Annotated in this window: 13 protein-coding genes; 10 read left to right on the top strand and 3 right to left on the bottom strand. The window is 41.7% G+C overall.

Translation table 11 applies throughout. From position 1 onward, the window contains the following. Positions 1 to 276 precede the first annotated feature (276 nt). A complete protein-coding gene (gene adhP, locus MHO82_RS06970) occupies positions 277 to 1,290 on the top strand; it encodes an alcohol dehydrogenase AdhP (RefSeq protein ID WP_239183150.1) in 1,014 nt (337 codons plus the stop codon). Between the two features lie 93 nt (positions 1,291 to 1,383). Here adhP and MHO82_RS06965 read toward each other — a convergent pair whose 3' ends face one another. After that, positions 1,384 to 2,409 carry an ABC transporter substrate-binding protein gene (locus MHO82_RS06965; RefSeq protein WP_239183149.1) on the bottom strand — a complete coding sequence of 342 codons (1,026 nt, stop codon included), beginning with the start codon at positions 2,407 to 2,409 and terminating at the stop codon, positions 1,384 to 1,386. A gap of 800 nt (positions 2,410 to 3,209) precedes the next feature. Here MHO82_RS06965 and MHO82_RS06960 point away from each other — a divergent pair. Beyond that, entirely contained in the window at positions 3,210 to 3,377 is a 168-nt protein-coding gene (locus MHO82_RS06960) for a hypothetical protein (protein ID WP_239183148.1), read from the top strand. Positions 3,378 to 3,728: 351 nt separating this feature from the next. Further along, positions 3,729 to 5,900: an immunoglobulin-like domain-containing protein gene (locus MHO82_RS06955; protein ID WP_239183147.1), complete on the top strand. Its 2,172-nt coding sequence runs from the start codon at positions 3,729 to 3,731 to the stop codon at positions 5,898 to 5,900. Positions 5,901 to 5,968: 68 nt separating this feature from the next. On the opposite strand, the gene MHO82_RS06950 is transcribed toward MHO82_RS06955, so the two are convergent. After that, positions 5,969 to 7,606, bottom strand: coding sequence for an alpha-glucosidase (locus tag MHO82_RS06950; protein WP_239183146.1), 1,638 nt, complete (start codon positions 7,604 to 7,606; stop codon positions 5,969 to 5,971). Between the two features lie 238 nt (positions 7,607 to 7,844). Between MHO82_RS06950 and MHO82_RS06945 the strand changes: the two genes are divergently transcribed. Further along, positions 7,845 to 8,747, top strand: coding sequence for a LysR family transcriptional regulator (locus tag MHO82_RS06945; protein WP_239183145.1), 903 nt, complete (start codon positions 7,845 to 7,847; stop codon positions 8,745 to 8,747). Between the two features lie 2 nt (positions 8,748 to 8,749). On the opposite strand, the gene MHO82_RS06940 is transcribed toward MHO82_RS06945, so the two are convergent. After that, positions 8,750 to 9,694, bottom strand: a complete 945-nt coding sequence (locus MHO82_RS06940; RefSeq protein WP_239183144.1) for a DUF3179 domain-containing protein — start codon at positions 9,692 to 9,694, stop codon at positions 8,750 to 8,752. A gap of 141 nt (positions 9,695 to 9,835) precedes the next feature. On the opposite strand from MHO82_RS06940, the gene MHO82_RS06935 reads away from it, so the two are divergent. From MHO82_RS06935 to MHO82_RS06910, 6 genes are all read left to right on the top strand, one after another. Next, positions 9,836 to 12,724 carry an alkaline phosphatase family protein gene (locus MHO82_RS06935; protein WP_239183143.1) on the top strand — a complete coding sequence of 963 codons (2,889 nt, stop codon included), beginning with the start codon at positions 9,836 to 9,838 and terminating at the stop codon, positions 12,722 to 12,724. An 18-nt stretch (positions 12,725 to 12,742) separates the two neighbouring features. Continuing rightward, a complete protein-coding gene (locus MHO82_RS06930) occupies positions 12,743 to 13,321 on the top strand; it encodes a rhomboid family intramembrane serine protease (protein WP_239183142.1) in 579 nt (192 codons plus the stop codon). Positions 13,322 to 13,422: 101 nt separating this feature from the next. Then, the gene (gene sbcD / locus MHO82_RS06925; protein ID WP_239183141.1) at positions 13,423 to 14,667 is read left to right on the top strand and encodes an exonuclease subunit SbcD; all 1,245 of its coding nucleotides are present in this window, start codon (positions 13,423 to 13,425) and stop codon (positions 14,665 to 14,667) included. Then, on the top strand, positions 14,664 to 18,350 hold the full coding sequence (locus tag MHO82_RS06920) for an SbcC/MukB-like Walker B domain-containing protein (RefSeq protein WP_239183140.1): 3,687 nt from the start codon (positions 14,664 to 14,666) through the stop codon (positions 18,348 to 18,350). The genes sbcD and MHO82_RS06920 overlap by 4 nt, the downstream gene beginning before the upstream one ends. Before the next feature lie 250 nt (positions 18,351 to 18,600). Next, the gene (locus tag MHO82_RS06915) at positions 18,601 to 19,905 is read left to right on the top strand and encodes an endonuclease (RefSeq protein ID WP_239183139.1); all 1,305 of its coding nucleotides are present in this window, start codon (positions 18,601 to 18,603) and stop codon (positions 19,903 to 19,905) included. Between the two features lie 183 nt (positions 19,906 to 20,088). Beyond that, positions 20,089 to 21,705, top strand: coding sequence for a hypothetical protein (locus MHO82_RS06910; protein WP_239183138.1), 1,617 nt, complete (start codon positions 20,089 to 20,091; stop codon positions 21,703 to 21,705). Positions 21,706 to 21,748 lie beyond the last annotated feature (43 nt).

Raw genomic sequence — 21,748 nt, 5'->3', positions numbered from 1 at the left:
AGGAAATAATGCCACTTCAATACAAATGAGAATTATTTTCGTTTGCGTTTGTATTTTCAAATCTGTGAAGTGAAATGTGTGAGCCAATTAAGTCTGATAACCTCATTTTTATTTTTTATAGTGTTTTCAACTACTTTAATTGTATTTAGTTACCACTTTAGTGTTATGTTATAATGTAACGCTTTGAATTTTATGGTGATTTTATGATCTTGCGCACAGCGGTGAGGTCAAATAAAGGAAATGATAATTACTATCATTAATGAAAGGAGTGTCACCATGAAAGCCGCTGTTGTCAGTCAATTTAAAGGAAAGCTTGATATTAAAGATATCCCAGTGCCAGAGGTGGGAGCGCGTGATGTACTAGTGAAAATACATGCTTGTGGTGTTTGCCATACTGATTTGCATGCGTGCCATGGTGACTGGCCCGTTAAGCCTAAACTGCCTCTTGTCCCCGGGCATGAAGGGGTTGGGGAAATCGTATCTGTGGGCTCGGAAATTCACCACTTAAAACAAGGCGACAGAGTCGGGGTTCCGTGGCTGTATTCTGCATGCGGTCATTGTGACTATTGTCTTGAAGGGCAAGAGACCTTATGCCTTGATCAACACAATGCGGGTTATTCTGTTGATGGTGGTTATGCTGAGTACTGTTTGGCCCATGGTGAGTACGTAGTAAAAGTGCCAGAAGGGTTAAGTTATGTAGATGCAGCGCCGTTATTCTGTGCTGGTGTTACCACCTATAAAGCCCTAAAAGTGACTTCGGTTAAGCCTGGCCAATGGGTCGCGATTGTTGGTGTTGGTGGGCTTGGGCACTTGGCCATCCAATATGCGGTCGCGATGGGCATGAATGTAGTCGCGGTGGATACGGGTGAAGATAAAATGGCTTTAGCGAAAGAGCTTGGGGCTGTTCACTGTATTGATTTTATGAAAGACAAACCGTCGGAAAAAATTCAGGAGCTTGTTGGCGGAGTTCATGGTGTGGTGTGTACTGCTGTTTCTAAAGCAGCATTTGAAGAGTCGTACCGAGCAGTAAGGCGCGGTGGTTCATTCGTATTAGTAGGACTGCCGCCAGAAGAGATGCCGATTCCTATTTTCGATACGGTGCTTAATGGTGTGAAAATCATTGGATCGATTGTTGGTACACGTAAAGATTTGCAAGAATGTTTGCAGTTTGCCGCTGAAGGAAAAGTGAAAGCGATCATTGATGTGAAGTCTATGAATGATATTAATGAGATTTTTGCTGACATGGAAAAAGGCGAAATTACGGGCCGTGTGGTCATGAGCATGGAATAAGCGTATTAGTACTGATTAACACTACGTTCTTATAAGTGAGCGCCTGATTATGGCGCTCTTTTTCTTCTTTTTTATATTCTATTTATCAATTGGTTATCGGCATTGTTGAGGGATCCAACTTTGCCAAAGTGACTTATTTTGTTCTAACCATTTTCGTGCCGCATTCTCGTAGCTAAGTAGATCGATGTCTGCCCATAGAGTCAATTCACTTAACATGGCGTTGGAAAAATTGATGTTTTTTAAAGTCCGATAGGCACATGGCCATTTTTTAGGAAATTTAGCCCATACTGCTTTTTTTAGCCAACCATCTTTGGGGTTACCACAGTCGTAGTTAAATTGTGGGTTGACCCCCCAGCTTGCGTTGGTTTCACATTCTGGTGAGTAGGTAGGAAACTCAACAAAGCTGCCTTGGTACTGAGCTTCTACCCAATTGGGGGTCCAATTAAACAGAACAATCGGAGTTTGTGTTTCAATAGCTTCTGTTAATGCCATTCTCAACTCGTCGGAATGAGTCACGCGCACTACATGAAATTGCATGCCTAAGGCTCGAATACGTGCTTTATCTGGTTTCTCCCATGGGCCTCCTAAATAGCGGCCATATGGAGCCGTTTCAGGATGTAAGAATAACTCGTAGCATTGATTTAATGCTTTCCAGTCTGGTAAGCCGGGACAGACTTTTTCAACATGTTTTGGGTACCACCACTCTTCGCGTGTTTTGGCATCATGATTTCCTGCATCAATAAGGCTGCCTGAATCTATCATTCGGTTAAACATTTTCCCCATCGTCCCTTCCCAGACTTCAACTTGAATATGCGAAATGCCCCGAGACAAGCTTCCCCATTGAAGGTTAGTGGTGGTGCTAAAAAATTCCGTTTTATACCCCATTGATTGAAAAATGCCCGCAGTAATATGGGAAAGAACCAATTGACTAGACCAGTCATTCGTTGTGATTTTTATGGGATCTAAGGTCTCTGGGGGGCTTGCTGAATTAGTAGAAGAAAAAAGTAACGAAAAGGCGAGAACCAGATACGCGTAACCTGAGGCTAGATGTGAGTGTGTAAGGGAGAAAAATCGATGGGGAGTTGTAGGCGTTTCCATTTTCGTTAACTTATTGTGCATAGCATGCTCTTATAGTTGAACATATCAGGGAAATTAATTAAGTGTATCCATAATAATAGGAGAAGTTTGGTGGCTTATCTTTATGACATTGTCTAATTAATAATTATTCTCTTTTAATTGTGGGTTTTATTGAGAACATTCGTTTCTATACCCAGTAGTAGGTAGTATCTAAATCTGGTTAGACCTCTGGACAGGTCTTTTTTTGAATATATATTTATGTTCTCCAGTGTATATTTGAGATGTTTTTCTCAATTCAGTGTTATGATTGGATTAAATATTGTGATGTTCATCCACTTATACAGTGTTCTTTTGTGAAATTGTCTTATTTTGGATATAGCATTGCCATAGGTTTAATATAAGTTTAAACGGGTGTTAATTTTGATGCTCAATCAATTTCCCTTTGTTATCTATTGAGTTTTAACTCTATTTAAAGGGAATGAAATAGCAAGTAAGTTAATGCTTTCCATATTGTTAACTGTATTGATACCTTGAGGGAACTGAGAATAACTAAAAATGTCAACACTCAGTTTTTGCTAGTAACCTTTTTAATTTATTCAATAAGATATGTAGGGTTCCTGTATTGAATAAATGGGCTATTAGCAGTAGATAATTTTAATTATAAATGTTTTGGTAAATTAGAGATGAAGGGAAATGAAATGTACACATGGTCAGAAATCGTTAAGTTTCTTTCGTACTATGAAATATCTTATAACAATGATCATATCGTACTAAGTGATAAAAATAACTATATTTTGTTACCTGTCGAATTGCTACCAATAATTGCATGCCTGGATAACTGTATGAATGTTGAGCAAGCGGTGAGTCACCTTAATAGTAATGACTCAAATATCAACAAGGAAGATTTAATTCAAATTGTAAATCATATTTACTCTTATATTGATGGTGAAATAAGAAAAAAAGAAAATGATTCTGAAAAAGAATTAGTTACTACTTATTTCCCTTTGTAGAAAATCCTTTTTCCCCCTTTCTAGTTAGCCATAACATGAAAGGGGACCTACCTGAAAACTTTTCTAATTTTCTTAAATAAAATCTTATTCTATTTATTAATAATATTAGTCTTTATACTTAATTGATTTTTTATTATCTGAATTTTTTCAATAAAATTATGTTCTTTTTTTATTTATATAAATTGCACTAATCACCCTGATTATGATTTAAATAAATAATGTGATTTTCATTCATTAATAAAACCAAATTTAAAATTGTTTGATTGTTTTGATAATAGCATTGTATTGAATAATTAATTCTTCGTAATAAGTTATTTTTCTTTCTATTAATTTAAAAATAAAGGTTAGGATATGGTTTCATTTAAGAAGAGCATCATACGAAGCGCAATTGCATTATCTATTTCGGCTTTTTCTTATTCAGCATTGGCTAACGACATTGTAAACCCTGAAGGGGGTGTTGTGGTGGGCTACTGGCATAACTGGTGTGGTGGAGCGGGCTATCAAGGGGGCACTGCGCCGTGTATTAAGCTAGATCAAGTTAACCCAATGTATAATGTAGTTGATGTGTCCTTCATGAAAGTATACGACACGGCAGAAGGGCGTATTCCTACATTTAAATTGGATTTGAGTATTCATTCTGAGCAAGAATTTATTGATTCTATTAAAGAAATGAATAATCAGGGGCGCTCTGTATTACTTGCCCTTGGTGGTGCTGATGCTCATATTGAATTGCAAAAAGGGGATGAGGCAGCCTTTGCACAAGAGATTATTCGCCTCACCGATTTGTATGGCTTTGACGGTTTAGATATTGACTTAGAGCAAGCGGCTATTACAGCGGCGGATAACCAAACGGTTATTCCTGAAGCGTTGAAAATCGTAAAAGATCATTATCGAGATCAAAATAAAAACTTCTTGATTACCATGGCTCCTGAATTTCCATACTTGGTAACTAATGGTAAGTACACTCCATATATAACGGCTTTAGAAGGTTATTACGATTGGATTAATCCTCAGTTTTATAATCAAGGCGGTGATGGAATATGGGTAGAAGAAGAGAACGCTTGGATCGCACAAAATAATGATGACTTAAAGAAAGAGTTTATCTATTACATGTCGGATTCATTAATTAATGGCACACGTGGTTATCATAAAATTCCTCATGATAAATTAGTGTTTGGTATTCCGACAAATAATGATGCAGCCGCAACTGGTTTTGTAAAAGATCCCCAAGATTTATACAGCGCTTTTGAAATGCTACAAAATCAAGATCAAATGCTACGCGGTGTAATGACATGGTCAATTAACTGGGATATGGGACAAGATGCTTCGGGTAACTCTTACAACTCACAGTTTATTAAAGATTATGGCCCGTTTATTCATGGTCAAGAGATCCCTACACCTGAAGGGAAGCCTGTTATTTCAGGTATTGAAGACACACGTATTAAAGCAAACAGTACTTTTGATCCATTAGCTGGTGTAACTGCCAGTGATGATGAAGATGGCGACATCACTAGTTCCATTATTGTAGAAGGTCATGTAGATACAACCACAGTGGGTGTTTATGTGCTGACTTATCGAGTTATGGATAGTGATGACAATGAAACAGTTGAAGTTCGTAAAGTAGAAGTATACGACGCTAAGCCAACATTCACCGGTATTTCAGATACGAATGTAGAGCAAGGTTCTGCATTTGATCCTATGGCTGGTGTGACGGCACAAGACTCAGATAATGTGGATATCACAGACCAGATCACAGTAGAAGGCAGTGTGAACACCGAGGAACTTGGAACATATACTTTAGTTTATCGCGTCACAGATGATTCGGGTTTAGAAGCGACTGAGTCACGAAATGTTGAAGTTGTGGCTGCCGGAGCCTGTGCCCCTGCGTGGGATCCTGCCGCGACTTATGTCGAAGGAGATTTGGTTAGTCATAATGGCAGCACATGGCGAGCTGGTTGGTGGACTGAAAATGAAGAACCTGGAACCACGGGAGAGTGGGGCGTATGGCAAAAAGTGGACGACAACGGTTGCAGTGGCGACGGTGATGGTAATGGTGGTGATAAAGTTGCTGAAATTTTGAATCTTAAATCAGAGTATATGATTGACGCATCGGGCAATGGAACCATTACGTTAGAAGTTGAAACATCGGAAGAAGCGGTGGTTAATCTGCAACTTTCTCAAAATGGCTCTCCTAGAGGAGCGGTTGCTGAAGTAGTGAATGGTAAAGCAACATTAACATTGGATGTCTTTGCAGCAACAGCAGGTACGCATGATCTAAGATTCACGGGAAGTACAAAAGAAACAGGCGAGCGTTTTGAAGAGTTTTACACTGTGGACTTAGTGCAAGAATCAACGGGCGATTACCCTCAGTATGTTGCAGGTAACAGTTATGCAGCTGGTGATATTGTGTCAAATGCGGGTGGAAACTATCAATGTACTGTAGCGGGTTGGTGTAGCCAAGGGCATGAGTTCTATGAGCCTGGCGTAGGGTTGTATTGGACTGACGCGTGGAATCAATACTAGTAAGTTAATAGCCTGTAAAGGATAAAGAAGTAAAGCCGGGCATGACGCTCGGCTTTTTATCTGTGGGGTTACAGTAAAATAGAAAACGACTCATAAGGCGCTAAGATGAGCGAATGGCTGATCTCTGAACGCTTAGGGTAGTTGGATATGAGGCATTGTTGGTTAACCCCTTGAAGCCAATCAGGGACATCAATGGTGACTGGCTCTCCCACAAAGTTACTCACTACCCATAGTTTTTGTTCATTAAACGTTCTGATGTAACTAAATACATTTTCATCTTCTTCATAAAGCGCTTCAAAGCCACCTTGAACGATAATGGGCAGATCTTTACGGAGTTGAATCAATTTTTGGTAATGATAAAAGATAGAATCAGAGTCATTCAATGCTTGTTCGACGTTTATGTATTCACTGTTTGGGTTAGATGACAGCCAAGGTGTTGCTTGGGAGAACCCACCATGCTCTTGGTTATTCCATTGCATTGGGGTTCGTGCATTATCACGGCTGTTTTCGTGAATGGCGGCCATCATGGTTTCTGGCGATATACCACTTTCTGTTCTTACCTGATAGAAATTGCGAGTTTCAATATCTTGATAGTCTTCAATATGATCAAATTTCACGTTTGTCATACCAATTTCTTCCCCTTGATAAATGTAAGGGGTGCCTTTCATGAAATGCAGGGTAGTGGCTAACATTTTGGCGGATTCAATCCGGTACTGACCGTCGTTACCGTATTTTGAAACCACGCGCGGTAAATCATGGTTATTCCAAAACAGGGAGTTCCAGCCCTCATCCGCCAGTTCCACCTGCCACTTAGTGAGCACTTTTTTAAATTCAGGTAAATCAAGTTCGATAGGCGTCCATTTGTCACCGTCTTTCCAAGTTAGGGTGATGTGCTCAAACTGAAACACCATTGAAAGCTCTTCACGTGCAGGGTTACTGTACATTTTGGCAATTTCAGGGGTGGCTCCCCATGTTTCACCAACGGTCAGTAAATCATGCTGGCCAAAGGTCGCTTGGTTCATTTCTTTGAGCAAAGGGTGAAGGCGAGGGCCATTGCCTGTGATTTCCTTATCTATCTCTTTGCCTATGAGATCGATAACATCGAGCCTGAAACCGCTAATGCCTTGTTCTATCCACCAATTCATCATGTTATGAACTTCTTGGTGGACTTTAGGGTTTTGCCAATTGAGATCAGGTTGGCGTTTAGAAAACAGGTGGAAATAGTATTGTTCACTATTTGTATCGTATTGCCATGCCGAACCACCAAAAATAGATCCTAACTCATTGGGCGTGGAACCATCTTCTTTTGCATCTCGCCAAATATAGTAGTCTCGGTAAGGGCTATCTTTGGATTTTTGTGCCTCAATAAACCAAGGGTGTTCATCTGAAGTGTGGTTGACCACTAGATCCATAATAATGCGGATATCACGCTGCTTAGCTTCAGAAAGTAGCTGCTTCATGTCAGCCATGGTGCCAAATTCAGCGGCAATGTCTTGATAGTTTGAAATATCATAGCCATTATCGTCCATCGGAGATTGGTAGACGGGGGATAGCCACAGAACATTGATCCCTAGTTTTTGTAGGTAGTCCAACTTACTGATGATGCCTTGTAAATCGCCAATACCATCATTGTTCGAGTCATAGAAACTGCGTGGGTAAATTTGGTATACCACGGCATCATGCCACCATTTAGGGGTATTATTCATTGTTTTATCTCATTATGATATTCGTCTTTTTAATACCTTAAGTGAATTTTTGTCGCACAAGAAATAGGTTTGTCTTCTTTTGATATAAATTATATTTATACCATTTGGCTTTGGTGTGAATCGGATCACGATTATGTTTACTCTTTGGCAATTACGAAATTTTAAAATTGTGAATTGAATAATAAATACGTAAAAAGAGAGGGTAAATCATCAGTAGTATAAAGAGGTTAGGTGATGAATGGATAAGAGCTATAAGCAATTTTTAATGGTGGCTGAGCTAGGAAATATCAGTTTAGCGGCTAGTGCTCTTGGTGTAAGCCAACCAACGCTAACCAGTGCGATGAAAAAGTTAGAGGCCAGTTTTGATGCCCCCTTGTTTGTACGAAAATCTAAAGGGGTAGAGTTAACGGAATATGGTCGTTTATTGCAGCAAAAAGCCAAAGAAATGGAACGTCAGCACGACACCTTAATTCACCAAATGGCGGATTTAAAAGCGCGTAAAACCCAAAAAATAAAAATGGGCACAGGGGATGCTTGGTGGGAAATATTTGTGAAGCAGACTTTGCAGCAATACAGCCTTCAGTACCCTTCTATTTCATTGCATTTAGAGTTTGGTAATCACCTGACATTAATGAACTCTTTATTGCATGGTCATATTGATTTATTCATAGGTCATGAAATTGAGGGGCTCTCAGATAAGTGCAACGTGAGTTTTATTCCACTATTGCAAGATACAGAAGCGGTGTATGTCCGTTCTGATCATCCTTTGTTGTTAAATCATGAAAGGCAATCCGATTTGCATTTATACCCTTTATTAAGAGTTACCCCCGATAATGAGCTTGATCAGCATTTGCTGGCGGATATGACTTCTAAGCATCAAGAGCGTGAACGTAAACAGGTGACAGAGCGAATTGTTTATGATGTCAGTTCGCTACTCGCCAGCATGGACTTATTGCAAACCACCCAAGCGGTAATGCCTTACCCGAGCTTAATGGCTGATTATTTTTCTCAATACGGTATTAAGCCTTTGCCTCCATTAGGGCCAACTCAGCAAGGGACTGTTGGTTTATATCACATGAACGGTATCATGGCGGAGCATGTCGATGAGCTTATTAATCAAATAAAAGCGTTTAGGCTGTGACCTTAGTTGTTTGACGCAAGAAACACTTTTGTTTCTGGGTAGAAAGTGTACCAAGCAAACCAGTACATTAACGTTGTTGGTATTTCCGCCCCTTGTAAGTCGGTTATCCATGCCGCTTGGTCTTTTTTATTCCAATGAACCATGTAGGTATGATTTGCAATCTGATACGTGAACGATATTTGGTTATGGCGTTGTAGTTCAGAAAGAGAAAATGCGACAGGACCCGCATCGCTTTTGAAGCCTAGCACTAATTGTTTTGGAAAGTACTGTTTTGGTGCTGTTTCAGACACTGGGAAAAACAAGGAAGGTGAACGCTTATAGCCTTGGTATGGGTCGATGTTATAGTTGCGTTTAAACCCTGTTTTGGTTGAGAGCACCAAGGTATCTGGGTTAGCTTTGAGCCATTTTTTCCAACGCATTAATTGGAGAGGAATTTGATGTAAGGACTTACCACGCATGGATCCACTGACGGCTTCACCACGAATTTGTGACCATAATGAGTTGGATTGGTGATCGTACATTAAGACGTCTGAATTATAGACTAACCCCGACACGCCAAAAGTAAGCATGTCATAGCCGACATCGGATGAAAATGCCATGCCGCTGCCACACAATGGGCAATAACTAACAATGACAGCAGACTCATTAAATTTGTCGTTAACCACTTCATGCCAGTTGAGGATTTTAATTGGGTAAGCTTTGGCAATGCCATCAATCACCAGACCAAACACTTTATCATTAGGGTGAATGTCTAATGCTCGTAACCCTTTTTGAAATACAGGGGTGAGAAGAGCTGGTATCCCATCTTTTGCCGGGCCGCCATGCAAAATTTCCTCGGCAGGAATGGTTGTTCTGCTAAGGTCAAAGCCATTTAAGTTTTTTGCATGGCTAATTGGGTGAAAGAGCATGATCACAAAGGCAATAAAAAGGGGGCTTAATACTTTCATCAGTGGCGTCCTTTTGATTCCATCCTTTCTGTAGCCTAGTTGCTGATCCTCTATTTTGGCAACATAATTTCACAATGTACGTGGATGTATTATCAGTATATATTCAAAGAGATGTCTTAATTTGGTGTGAACGGAACGAAAATGCATAAAAATTGGAAATGGGCGATTGTCCCTTTACTTGTCACATCTGCTTTTGCTAAAGCTGATATCGGCAGTACCCCTGTTATTGGTGGTGTGGTTAACTCAACGGAAATTATTAAAAACCAGATAGTGTCGACGTTATCTTTCAGTACTAAAACCACCCGAGATGTTGCCTTATTTACTATCGCGGGGGTGAGCTTAGATGTTTATATTCTTACTTTACCTTTAGATAAAGACGTGAAAGCACGTGTTATTGCTCAGCTATCGAACCCTGCTTATGCTATCCCGCTCGGTTACTTTTTATATATGTTTTACGATCGCTACACAGGGTTTGAAAATAAAGACATATTTAAAGAGTATTTGACGACAATTTACGATGAAGCCACCTTAAAAAAATATCAACATTCACTGTATCAATTTGGCGAGCAGGTGACACCGAAAAAAGAAGAGCCAGCAGTTGATAAACATCATCATCAAGGTATTGAAGTTAACCGTGAGCTCATTGCTTCTATGGTGGTCATGTACGACGCTTTGGTCGACATTGATGATTGGCGACAGCAAGACACGCTACCAGAACAATACCGCTATTTAACGAATAGCCCAGAAGATTTAGCCATTGTAAATACAGTGCAGCCTATTGTTATGGGTGTCTTGAAAAGTTACGTCGGCTCTTTGGAAGATGGGGACATAAAATGGGCCATTGAGCGTATTCTTGAAGATGCAAAGCCAGAGAATGCGGATAAGGTGAATAATAAGGCGCAAGCTCTCACGGTAACTCTTATTGATTTTGTACGTTTGAATGTACTGAAAGGGTACCGTCAATACGTTTATCGTGAAGAGTACAGCGATGCATTAGCAAATTGGATGACAGACACACTGAGTGATGATCCTGAGCAGTTGATTGGCTTTTTAGAGTCGCAACAAAAGAAACGATATGCGGTGCAAGTGACGGTAGATGGCTTGCAGCAGGGGCTTTTGGAAGGGTTGGTTAATAAACAGCCAAATGCATTCCTTAAAACAGCTTACCAAACACATCAAAATAGGCAGCAGTTTAAACCCAGTAAAGAGCCGAGTGTTTCCCCTGAGCATGTACAGCAGGTGGATTTTTTAGCCCAAATAGCAGATAGCCCTATATCTGATCCTCATTATTTGCCTTTTTTTAAAAAACTATACCAACAACACAGAAACAGCATTACTCAGGTTGGTATTTCATCGACACCGACCATTAGCGTTCGTAACTTACCCATAATAAAAACAGGTGCCAAAGTAGGGGGGAAAGACGGAACGGGCATTCCTAATTTCCATTTTGTGGATAGAAATGAAGATCGGGCTTATTACTTCTTTGGGAATGATGCCTTGCAACTGGATCGCTTGATGAGTGCTCATCATGTGCAAACCATGTTTGATCGGTTAAGTTACCTGAAAACCCTGAACTGCAACGCGCAATATGACTGGAATGCTCACGTGACTTATGATGGGCTGATTAATCTTGGCCTTGGTGAAGCATTGCGTGACTATGGTGAGCAGCGATGTTTGCGTGAATTACAGCAAAGGGCTGAGGTAGAAGTGCAATTACACCAAGATCGTGCGGATCTGATTGATGATATACGTAATTTTCAGGATATCAGTTATGTCACGTTTGTCACCAAACTCACCAGAAAATGGGCAATTCAAGATAAGTTGCACCAGTTAGCAAAGCTGGATTTGAAAGGTATGCCAGAGTACACCTTAGTGTATAATCCTTGGGCGGATCACTTTGCACACTTTACAGGCCCGTTCAGCGATGAAATTTTAGCGCCAACGGGGGAGCTAAACCGACTCGATTACTGGCTTAGCGAGTTAGAAAAAACGTATCAAAAAGCGGGAGTGTATGAACAGACCTTGTGGGGTATGGCTGGAGATCACGGTTTAACGCCGGTGTTTTACGCGCTTAACCCAGAAAAGCAAGTACTTGAATCACTTCAAAAAGAGTTAGGTTATTCGCTTATCATCAAAAAAATCTCTTCTGATGAAGGGGAAGGGCCAAAAATTACGAATGCGCTGAATTATCCGAGTTATCGGAATGTTGATGTTGTCGTGGCGTCAACAGCGGGTGGTAATTTTATGATGGACTTTTTTAATTCTGACAAAGGTTGGAAAGTTCAGCCCGTGTATAGTGAACTTGTGAATTGGCAGCCTATTAATAAGCCTAATGGTGCACCACCAGTGGATGTGATTTATGAAACCACTCAGCGACTATCCCAAACGTTGGATTATTTAGTGGTTCGAGAGTCTGATTGTTCAAATCAAACCTGCACTGTGCGTGTGGTTGGCACCCGAGAGGGTCAACGAAAAGATGAGCTTATTCATCGTCAAGGGAACAAATTGTTCTATGCGTCCGTGTCAGGTTCAGATCCTGTTCTGCTGGAGGTAAAAAAATCGAATCCTTATTTGGGTAAATTGTCTGACAGGGAGCACGAAGAACACGCTAATTTGGTTGAACAGTGTTTGATGCGAGCCAAATTCGAAGAGGTGGCGACGTGGTGTGATGAGCAGCAATGGCGTTCGTTAACTCGTTTTACACCAAAGCCAGATTCCGTTTATCAGCTGGCTCATCTGTATGATGAAGATCGGGCGGGCACAGTGAATCTGTTTCCAAAAGAGGGCATTGGTTACAACACAAAAGTACCGGGCCGTCATGCAGGGGAGCATTATCTTGAAAAAGATGCGTTTATTGGATTCTGGGGTGCGCCTATTGGTAAGCAGGCGATACCGTTAACGTCAGAAGCGAATGGTTCATTAGCACCTACATTATATGAATACTTAACAGAACAACCAGTGGTGAAAAACGAAAATGGCTGGGGTTTTCCTTCATTACTGAATAAGTTAGACATACAAACAATTAATTAAAATAAATAGGACAAATGAGTGAAAAAAGAATATTCAGGAGCCACCAGTTTTATTATTACTGTGGTATTGATTTGTGTTGGTGTTTACCTTTTAGATTTTATGACTCCAGGATCCCTGCGTCATTATGGTCTTCTCCCTCGTAATACGAATTACATGTTTGGTATTTTTACCTATCCATTTTTGCATGGCTCATCGTCACATTTAATCGGGAATATGGTGTCGTTTTCGGTGTTGGCGTATTTAGTATCACGCCTACGGCATCAGCGTTTGATCACTGTATTTGTGATTAGTTGGTTACTCAGTGGCGCTGCGGTGTGGGTATTTGGTCGCTCAAGCATGCACATTGGTTTAAGTGGTGTTATTTATGGTTTGTGGGCCTACCTTATTGTTTATGGTTTGATGTATCGTAGCCTGAAATCCATTTTTATCTCCGTTGTAGTTATGATCTTCTATGGCTCAATGGTTTGGGGCGTTTTCCCAATTAATCGCTGGGTGAGTTTTGAAAGCCATTTATTTGGGGCATTGGCTGGTGCTCTATCGGGGTACTTGTTTGCCAAGCAAGATGACCGACGAGATTTGAAACAACAGCGTCGATAATTGCAGAAACTGTAAGCTGTTAGCCCTTTGCTCTGTGGCTAACAGCATTTAAGCAGGTATAATCCCTAACTTGCTGATCTCACTTCAACACAGAGCACATAATGCGAATATTGCACACCTCCGACTGGCATTTAGGCCAACACTTCATTACCAAAAGCCGCGCCTCTGAACATAAGGCACTTATTGATTGGTTATTGATCCAAATTCATCAACATCAAATTGATGCAGTGATCATTGCTGGCGATGTGTTTGATACGGGGGCTCCACCAAGTTATGCCCGTGAGATTTATAACCGCTTTGTGGTTGAAATGAATAAGCTCGGCTGTCAGCTAGTGGTGTTAGGAGGAAATCATGATTCGGTTTCAACCTTAAATGAATCGAAAGGGCTATTGTCGTACTTGAATACGCAAGTGATTGCGAACGCACAAAGTGAGCTTGAATCGCAAATTGTGGTGCTGAAGAATCACCAAGGGGAAGGGGGGGCGATTTTGTGTGCAATTCCATACCTTCGCCCTAAAGATGTGATGATCAGCAAAGCGGGTGAATCAGGTGCAGAAAAGCAACAAGCTCTCGGACAAGCCATCGCCGAACATTATCAAGCGTTGTACCAATTGGCGGAGAAAAAACGCGATGAATTGGGTGTTGAACTGCCAATTGTGGCGACAGGGCATCTGACGGCTATGGGAGTGAAAAGCTCCGATTCTGTGCGTGATATTTATATTGGCACTCTCGAAGCTTTCCCTGCCAATGCCTTTCCTCCTGCTGACTATATTGCGCTTGGTCACATCCATCGTCCTCAAATTGTTGCCAAATCAGAGCACATACGTTATTGCGGCTCGCCGATCCCGTTGAGTTTTGATGAGTTAGGCAGTAAGAAACAGGTGCTGGTGGCCGAATTTAAAAATGGCAAGTTAGCTCAAGTTGAACCCATTGAGATCCCACAATTTCAGCCAATGCAAGTGATTAAAGGAGACTTAGAAAGCATTGAATCTCAGTTAAATACATTGGCTGGGTATGATGGGGAGCTACCGATTTGGCTATGTGTCGAAGTAGAAACACAAGACTACCTTAATGATTTGCAACAGCGAGTACAGGCACTAACTCGTGATCTCAATGTGGAAGTGTTGCAATTGCGCCGTTCTCGATCAAACCGACAAGCTCAGATTGAACGTCAAGAAAAAGAAACGTTATCTGAACTGACGCCACAAGATGTGTTTGAAAGACGGCTGGCGCAAGAAGTATTTGATGGTGAAGTAGAGCAGCAACGTGTTGAGCGTATTCGTAAAACGTTTGGACAAATTGTCGAGCAAGTAACAAGCGTGGATCGTGAAGAGGGTACGGCATGAAAATTTTGAGTTTGCGTTTTAAAAATATCAATTCATTAAAAGGTGAATGGAAAATCGATTTCACGCAACCGCCATTTGCTGATAATGGTCTGTTTGCGATCACTGGCCCAACAGGGGCTGGTAAAACCACCATTTTAGATGCGATTTGCCTTGCTTTATACCATCGTACACCTCGTTTAAATAATATCTCTAAAAGTACCAATGAACTCATGACTCGCGGTACTGCGGTGTGTGAATCTGAAGTTGAATTTGAAGTAAAAGGGCAAGGCTATCGCGCTTTTTGGAGCCAGCGTCGATCGCGAGATAAAGTGGATGGAAACTTACAGGAAGCAAAAGTAGAGCTTGCCAATATTGATGATGGGGTGATCATCGCTTCTCAGGTAAAAAAGAAGAACCAAAAAGTGGAAGCGATCACTGGTTTGGACTTTGCTCGTTTTACTAAATCCATGATGCTGTCTCAAGGTCAATTTGCGGCCTTTTTAAATGCGGATGCCAATGACAGAGCAGAACTTTTGGAAGAGCTAACGGGCACTGAAGTGTATGGTTTGATCTCCGAAAAAGTACATGAGCACTTTACGTTAACCAAAAATGAATTGGCGCAACTTAAAGCAAAGGCAGATGGAGTTGAACTGTTAACCACAGAGCAGCTTAATGAACTGACGACTTTGCAAGAACAATTGGGTGAGCAAGAGCTAGCCAGTGAAAGCCAGCATAAAGAGCTGCAACAGCATAAGTTATGGTGGGAACAGCTTAATGCTGCCAAACAATCGTTAGAGCTGGCGGTACAGAATTACAATCAGGCGCAGCAAGCACTTCAACAAGAAGATGAATCGCTAGATAAGTTGGCAAAGAGTGAGCCTGCCGAGAAATTACGTACCTGCTCTACGTTAAAGAAATCGGCGGTAGAGAACGTAAGTGCTGCTAAGAATGAGCGAGATCGACTATTTGCGCTTCAGCAGCAAGAAAATGAAAAGTCTCAGTTAGCCACAGAAAAAACCAATCAAGCTCAGCAAGCATTACTCAGTGCCAAACAAGTCCAGCAAGATCTGGAAATGCTTCTCAATGAGAAGGTGGTTCCCCTTGATGCTCAATGCACTCAAGCTGTGGATGAGCTAGCGAAGATTGATGCTCAAATACAAGAGCTGGATGAAGTGATTGCTCAAAGTCACGCTCAGTTACAGCATCACAAAGATGAGCAGGATCAGGTTCAAAAACAACTTGAACAGTGGAGTCAGTATTTAGCTGAACACGCACATGATGAAGAGTTAGTGAAGCAATTGCCTGTGTGGCAAGTGAGCTTTTCACGTTTAGCCCAATTAACTTCTCGCAAAGATGAGCAGCTAAAGGCAGTGACTCAGCAAAAACAGGAATTAGAAGCTTTAAGCCAGGCGGGATTACAAGCTGACGCTTTGTTAACAGAACAATCAAAGCAAGTTGAGCTGGCGAAAGCTGAGTTATTGTCAGTGGAACAAAGCATTTCAAATGTACTTAATGGCAGTGATGAAACTGAGCTGACGGATCAATATACACAATTAACAGAACAGCAAGGCGTGCGTCATGATTTGCAATCTATTGCCAAGCAGTCACAGCTCCTTACTGATGAGAAAGCGCAGTTATTAGTACAAGAAGCACAATTGAATAAGTCGGCTGGTGCAGTAGAGACGCAAGTTCAAGGGCTGAGAGAGCAATACAAGCAAAAGCGTGTTCATTTAAAAGATTTGGATACCTTGATCCTGCAAGAAAAGCGCATTGCAGATTTAAGTGTAGAACGTGCCAAGTTGCAGCCGGAAGAGTCTTGTCCACTGTGTGGTTCTAAAGATCATCCTCTTATAGAAAGCTATCAGGCACTAGATGTGTCCGAAACTGAGCAGCGTTTCCAGCACTTAAAGGCAGAGCTGGAACAGATTGAGCAGCAGGCGAGCCAATTAAAAGATACCTTGAATAGAGAGCAGGCTCAGCTAGCGGCTTGTCATCAGCAGTTAGATAAAATTCAGCGACAGAAAGAAGAATTCATTCAACAATGGCGTAAGAGCACACACTTATTAGGAGTGGACTTTGAGATTAACGATCAAGCTCGTTTGGCAGAATACCTTGAAAAAGTGACTCAGCAACAGGTGCGGTTGACGGCTCAGTTTGAACAGTTGAAGCAATTAAACGCAGATAAACAAACCGCAGTGAAGCGCGTAATGACGTCAGAACAGCAATTGAGTGAGTGCCGCCATCAGATCACGTTAAATGTTCAGCAGATTGAGAGTACAACTAAATCTCTTGATGCATTAAATACGGAGGTGAAAAGCCTCACCGATGAATGGCAAGCACTCAATAGCGAGCTAACGGCGCAGTTGAATGCACTTAGTTTATCGATGCCAAATTTAGGGCAACTCAATGATTGGTTACAGCTCCAACAGCAAAAAGCTGAGCAGTGGCAGCAGGCAAGTAAGCAAAGTGTGATAAGCCAAGAACATGTGCAGCGTGCGACTGTTGAAGTGAAAAGTCTTACTCAGAAAGTACAAGAGCTAATGCAAGCGAAGCAAAAGCACACTGATCAGCACATGAAAGTAGAGGCGGAGCTTAAGGCACTGCAAGCGCAGAGATTTGAATTATTTGCTAATAAACAGGTGACACAGGAGCGAGACAAGGCTGGGAAAGCGCGCGAAGGTGCAGAGCAAGCTTTTGCAAAAGCACAAACTGCTGAGCAAGCTTTGGTGCAAGCATTACAAAAGACGGTTGGTCAGTACAGTGCAGCAGAGCAAGCGGTAACAAAGTGGGAGAAAGAAGCCCATGATTTACAGCTAAATTGGGACGAACAGTTAGCGTTAAGCCCATTTGCAACAGAACTTGAGTTCGAAGCGGCACTATTGACTGAAATTGAGCGAGAGCACTTATTGGCGCTGAAACAAAAACTGAACACTCAGTTAGAACGGACTCTAGCGTTAAAAGAACAGTCTGAAATAACATTCAATGAGTTTACCAAGCATAAAGATCACGCTCGATATATTCAAGTACCGTTAGAGCAAGTAACGGCAGAGTTAGACGCTTTAGCTCAGAGTTTAAAATCCATTGCCCATCAGTTAGGGGAAACAAAACGCAGTTTAGATGACGATAAGCTTCGTCGCAGCAATCAAAATGAACTGTTTACGCAAATTGAGCAATTCCAACAAAATTACGATGATATTGCGTATTTACATTCGTTAGTTGGCTCTCAGAAAGGGGATAAGTTCCGCCGATTTGCACAAGGGTTAACTTTAGATCACTTAGTGTACTTAGCAAATCGTCAGTTGGATCATTTACATGGTCGTTATTTATTGCAACGAAAACAAAGTGAAGCGTTAGAGTTGCAAGTGTTAGATACTTGGCAGGGCGATACGGTTCGTGACACAAAAACGCTGTCTGGCGGTGAAAGTTTCTTAGTCAGTCTTGCTTTGGCTCTGGCATTGTCTGATTTGGTCAGCCATAAAACCAGTATTGATTCGTTATTCTTAGATGAAGGTTTTGGTACGCTCGACAGCGAAACCCTTGATACGGCGTTAAATGCGTTAGACAGCTTAAATGCCTCGGGGAAAACTATTGGTGTGATCAGCCATGTTGAAGCCATGAAAGAACGTATTCCTGTGCAAGTTCGAGTGAAAAAAATCAACGGGCTCGGAGTAAGTCAATTAGCAAAAGAATATGCCGTTTTATAAGTTACAGTTCTGAGTGAGATTGTAAAAAATAAAAAAGGAGCAATGCCGATAATGGGTGTTGCTCCTTTTTTATCTTGGTATCCCAGTAATACAACCTGCATTCGGGACAAATAATGCGGCAGTATAGAGTGAAAGCTCAAAACTGTGTTTGGGATAACATCTTATAAAGTAATAACTCAATATGGTGCAAAGTATTTGCAATATCAATCTCATATTATTCTATTCCCATTACAATGTATGGATAAAAATAATGAGAAAAACAGCCCTAACTTTAGCGATGATGTCCCTACCACTTCACGCTAATGTTTTACTTACAGAAGTCTTATATGACTCGCCTGCTGATGATCAACGTAGTGAGTGGATTGAACTATCGAACACGGGGTGTGAAGCCGTGTCTCTTGATGGTTGGTCTATTCGAGATAATGCCGACACTTTTGCGCTTAATGGCGAAATCGGTGCGAATCAAACATTGGTGTTAGCACGAAACTCTTACGGTTTTGAAGAGTTACATGGTTTTCGCCCTGATGTAAGTAATTTGTCGTTGGCACTTGGAAACAGTGGTGATTTCCTTGAACTGAGAAATCGTACTCAAACGGTGGATTTAGTTGCTTGGGAAAATAAGCTGTCAGGGTGGTCTATTAACGCTCGTAATCGCTCTATTTATCGTACTTCTGCGCAAGATACTGATTCAGTGAATGACTGGAAGGTGAGCAACGATGTTGGGAGCCCTGGGCAGTTTGCTTTTGCAGGTTGTGATGATACAGGGAATGGTGACCATTCTGGGAGTGGCGGTAATGGCGACAATGGAGGTAATAGTGGAGGTGGTCAGCTACCGACGGATATTGGTGAGTATTATAAAGAAGCGACGGGAAAGACGGGTGCGGAACTAAAAGCGGCGTTAGCTACTATTAGTGCTAAAGGTCATAAGCGTTTGTCGTACTCACAAGTGTGGGATGCCTTGGAATATACGGATCAAGATCCAAATAACAGCAATAATGTTATTTTGCTCTACACTGGCAGAAGCCAAGTGAAAACGTTACGTGCAGGGCTATCTAATAGTCAAGACGCTTGGAACCGCGAACATGTATGGGCTAAATCGTTAGGATTCCCAAGTTCAGGTCAATGGGCCTATACCGACATTCACCACCTCCGTCCTACCGATGTATCTGTAAACTCGGCTCGCAGCAATAAAAATTTTGCGAATGGAGGCAGCCAAATTGGTGAAGCACCGGGAAACTATACCGACTATGATTCATTCGAACCAAGAGATGAAGTGAAAGGGGATGTGGCGCGCTCGTTGTTTTATATGGCGACGCGTTATCAAGGTATGGACGGGAATACGCCGGATTTAGAGTTGGTACGTGGTGTTTCTAGCTCGAAAGGGAATCCAACCATTGGTGATGTATGTACCTTACTTAATTGGTCAGTTCAAGATCCAGTAGATGAGTGGGAGCGCAGCCGACACGATCGCGCTGTAGAGCGTCAAGGAAATCGAAATCCATATATAGATCACCCTGATTGGGCAGAAGAGGTCTATCGAACAGACTGTAACTAAGCATTTTTAAGGCAGCTAAATAGGCTGCCTTATTCTTTTTATGTCTATGTACATTACTTCCTAGTGTCAGCTTTTTATACAGCGAGTAACATATTAAATCAGTAATTTGGTTAAATATCAGATGCTTACATTTTGGTACGCATAATGCAGAGATAAGTCTGTTGTGCTAAAGAGGACATGGATATGAATAGTAGCTTATCGAGACGGAAGCTCATTGCCAAGTGGTTATCGGCATTGGCTCTGAGTGTTACGTCAAGTGTCGCCATTGCCGATACTGTGTTGGTATTTGATGATACGGCATTAGGTTTGAATGATGAAGGGCATCTAAATACCTTTTTACCCGGGCCAGATGGAAATGAAACATACGGTTTATGGCGAATTGGTTTAGGGGATGCCACCAGCCCAGGCTGTCTGTGTGAAGGGTGGGGTGTTTCAGTAAATGGAACAACTTCTGGCTTTGTTAATGAATCTGCTGGTAGTGGTGGGTTAGCCCCTGGGACATTCACTATTGGACCTGTAAACCCGATTACAGGTTTTCCCTCTGCTGCAACGTCTAATACTGGGCTATTAGGTATTGATGTTGGTATTCAACATGCTTATGGACCATCTCTATATAGCGGTGTGTTTCAAGCGGTAGTAACCATTGAAAATAGAACGGGTGGAATGGTAAATGACGTTCGATATCGCCGAGTCATGGACTGGGATGTACCACCTACCGAATTTGATGAATATGTAACCCATGGTGGGGTGGTTGATAATTTAGTTGGTAATGGTGGTAACGTTCTTTTTGCCAGTGATGATGGCTTTTTGAGTTCAGATCCATTGTCCGGAACAGGTTCTATTAATCCTGAAACGGAAAACACCGATTTTATTGATAATGGCCCAGATGATCATGGTTCAATCTTTGATTTTGCATTTGGTAGTTTAGATGCGGGTGAAAGGCGTCAGTTTAATATTTTCTACGGTTCAACCGCGAATGAAGAAGATGCTTTAGAAGCCATTGATGTATTGGGTATCGATGTTTATTCGCTAGGTCAATCTAACCCAGATCCAGGAGGGTTTGATCCTGGTGATGATCCGATTGATCCTGGTGATTGTGACGGCGACCCGTTCTGCTTATGTGATTTCTTTGACGAATGTGACGGCTTGCCTTTCGATCCTGAGGAGTGTGACGGAGATCTTGAGTGTCTATGTGAACTCTTTGGTGAGTGTGATGGTTTACCATTGGTAGCAGCCGCTAGTGGGCCGGGTAACCCAGATGGTACTCCTGCAACTTTCCTATTTGGTTTTAGTGGTGTAGGTGGTGTAGATACGGGTACAACAGAAGACGATCCTGTTACGCCTTTAGTAGAAGAAGGGGATGATGGCACCATTACCTTTGGTTTCCCATCGCCGACACCACGTCGTTGGTTCGATCCACCGTTTACCGATACTTTCGTGTATGAAGCTATTGGTGGTGAGTTCTTAGAAGTGGGTGTGCCAAGTGGCTTCGGTACGATTGATGTGGTTGTGGGTGGCGTTGTTGTAGATTCGCTATCGACCGGGGAAACTTATCTATTTGGGCCTGGTGTAAGTACCTTTAGCTTAACGGGTATTGATCCATTACTTGATATGGCTGACCCTGGTTTTGCAACAGCGTTTGCTACCTTCTTAGACTTTACTGGTAGTACAACAGACGTAACCATGACTGCGATTCCACTACCAGCGGTTGCGGTTCCTGAACCAGCGGGATGGAGCATTTTCTTAATCACCGGATTGGGGATGATGTTACTAAGAATAAGACGTAAAAGTAAAAAGTAGAGTAATTTAGTGGGGCTTTAATGCCCCACTGCTTTTTACTCGT

Origin of the sequence: Vibrio sp. Of7-15 (assembly GCF_022347565.1) — a bacterium.
GTDB lineage: Bacteria > Pseudomonadota > Gammaproteobacteria > Enterobacterales > Vibrionaceae > NORP241.
The sequence above is the reverse complement of the archived record's forward strand: the minus strand, read 5'-3'. Positions and strand labels throughout refer to the sequence as shown.

What these genes read in the sequence shown, in the direction of transcription:
- adhP (WP_239183150.1), top strand. Translation starts at nt 277, where the DNA reads ATGAAAGCCGCTGTTGTCAGTCAATTTAAAGGAAAGCTTGATATTAAA.
- MHO82_RS06965 (WP_239183149.1), bottom strand. Translation starts at nt 2,409, where the DNA reads ATGCACAATAAGTTAACGAAAATGGAAACGCCTACAACTCCCCATCGA.
- MHO82_RS06960 (WP_239183148.1), top strand. Translation starts at nt 3,210, where the DNA reads ATGAATGTTGAGCAAGCGGTGAGTCACCTTAATAGTAATGACTCAAAT.
- MHO82_RS06955 (WP_239183147.1), top strand. Translation starts at nt 3,729, where the DNA reads ATGGTTTCATTTAAGAAGAGCATCATACGAAGCGCAATTGCATTATCT.
- MHO82_RS06950 (WP_239183146.1), bottom strand. Translation starts at nt 7,606, where the DNA reads ATGAATAATACCCCTAAATGGTGGCATGATGCCGTGGTATACCAAATT.
- MHO82_RS06945 (WP_239183145.1), top strand. Translation starts at nt 7,845, where the DNA reads ATGGATAAGAGCTATAAGCAATTTTTAATGGTGGCTGAGCTAGGAAAT.
- MHO82_RS06940 (WP_239183144.1), bottom strand. Translation starts at nt 9,694, where the DNA reads ATGAAAGTATTAAGCCCCCTTTTTATTGCCTTTGTGATCATGCTCTTT.
- MHO82_RS06935 (WP_239183143.1), top strand. Translation starts at nt 9,836, where the DNA reads ATGCATAAAAATTGGAAATGGGCGATTGTCCCTTTACTTGTCACATCT.
- sbcD (WP_239183141.1), top strand. Translation starts at nt 13,423, where the DNA reads ATGCGAATATTGCACACCTCCGACTGGCATTTAGGCCAACACTTCATT.
- MHO82_RS06920 (WP_239183140.1), top strand. Translation starts at nt 14,664, where the DNA reads ATGAAAATTTTGAGTTTGCGTTTTAAAAATATCAATTCATTAAAAGGT.
- MHO82_RS06915 (WP_239183139.1), top strand. Translation starts at nt 18,601, where the DNA reads ATGAGAAAAACAGCCCTAACTTTAGCGATGATGTCCCTACCACTTCAC.
- MHO82_RS06910 (WP_239183138.1), top strand. Translation starts at nt 20,089, where the DNA reads ATGAATAGTAGCTTATCGAGACGGAAGCTCATTGCCAAGTGGTTATCG.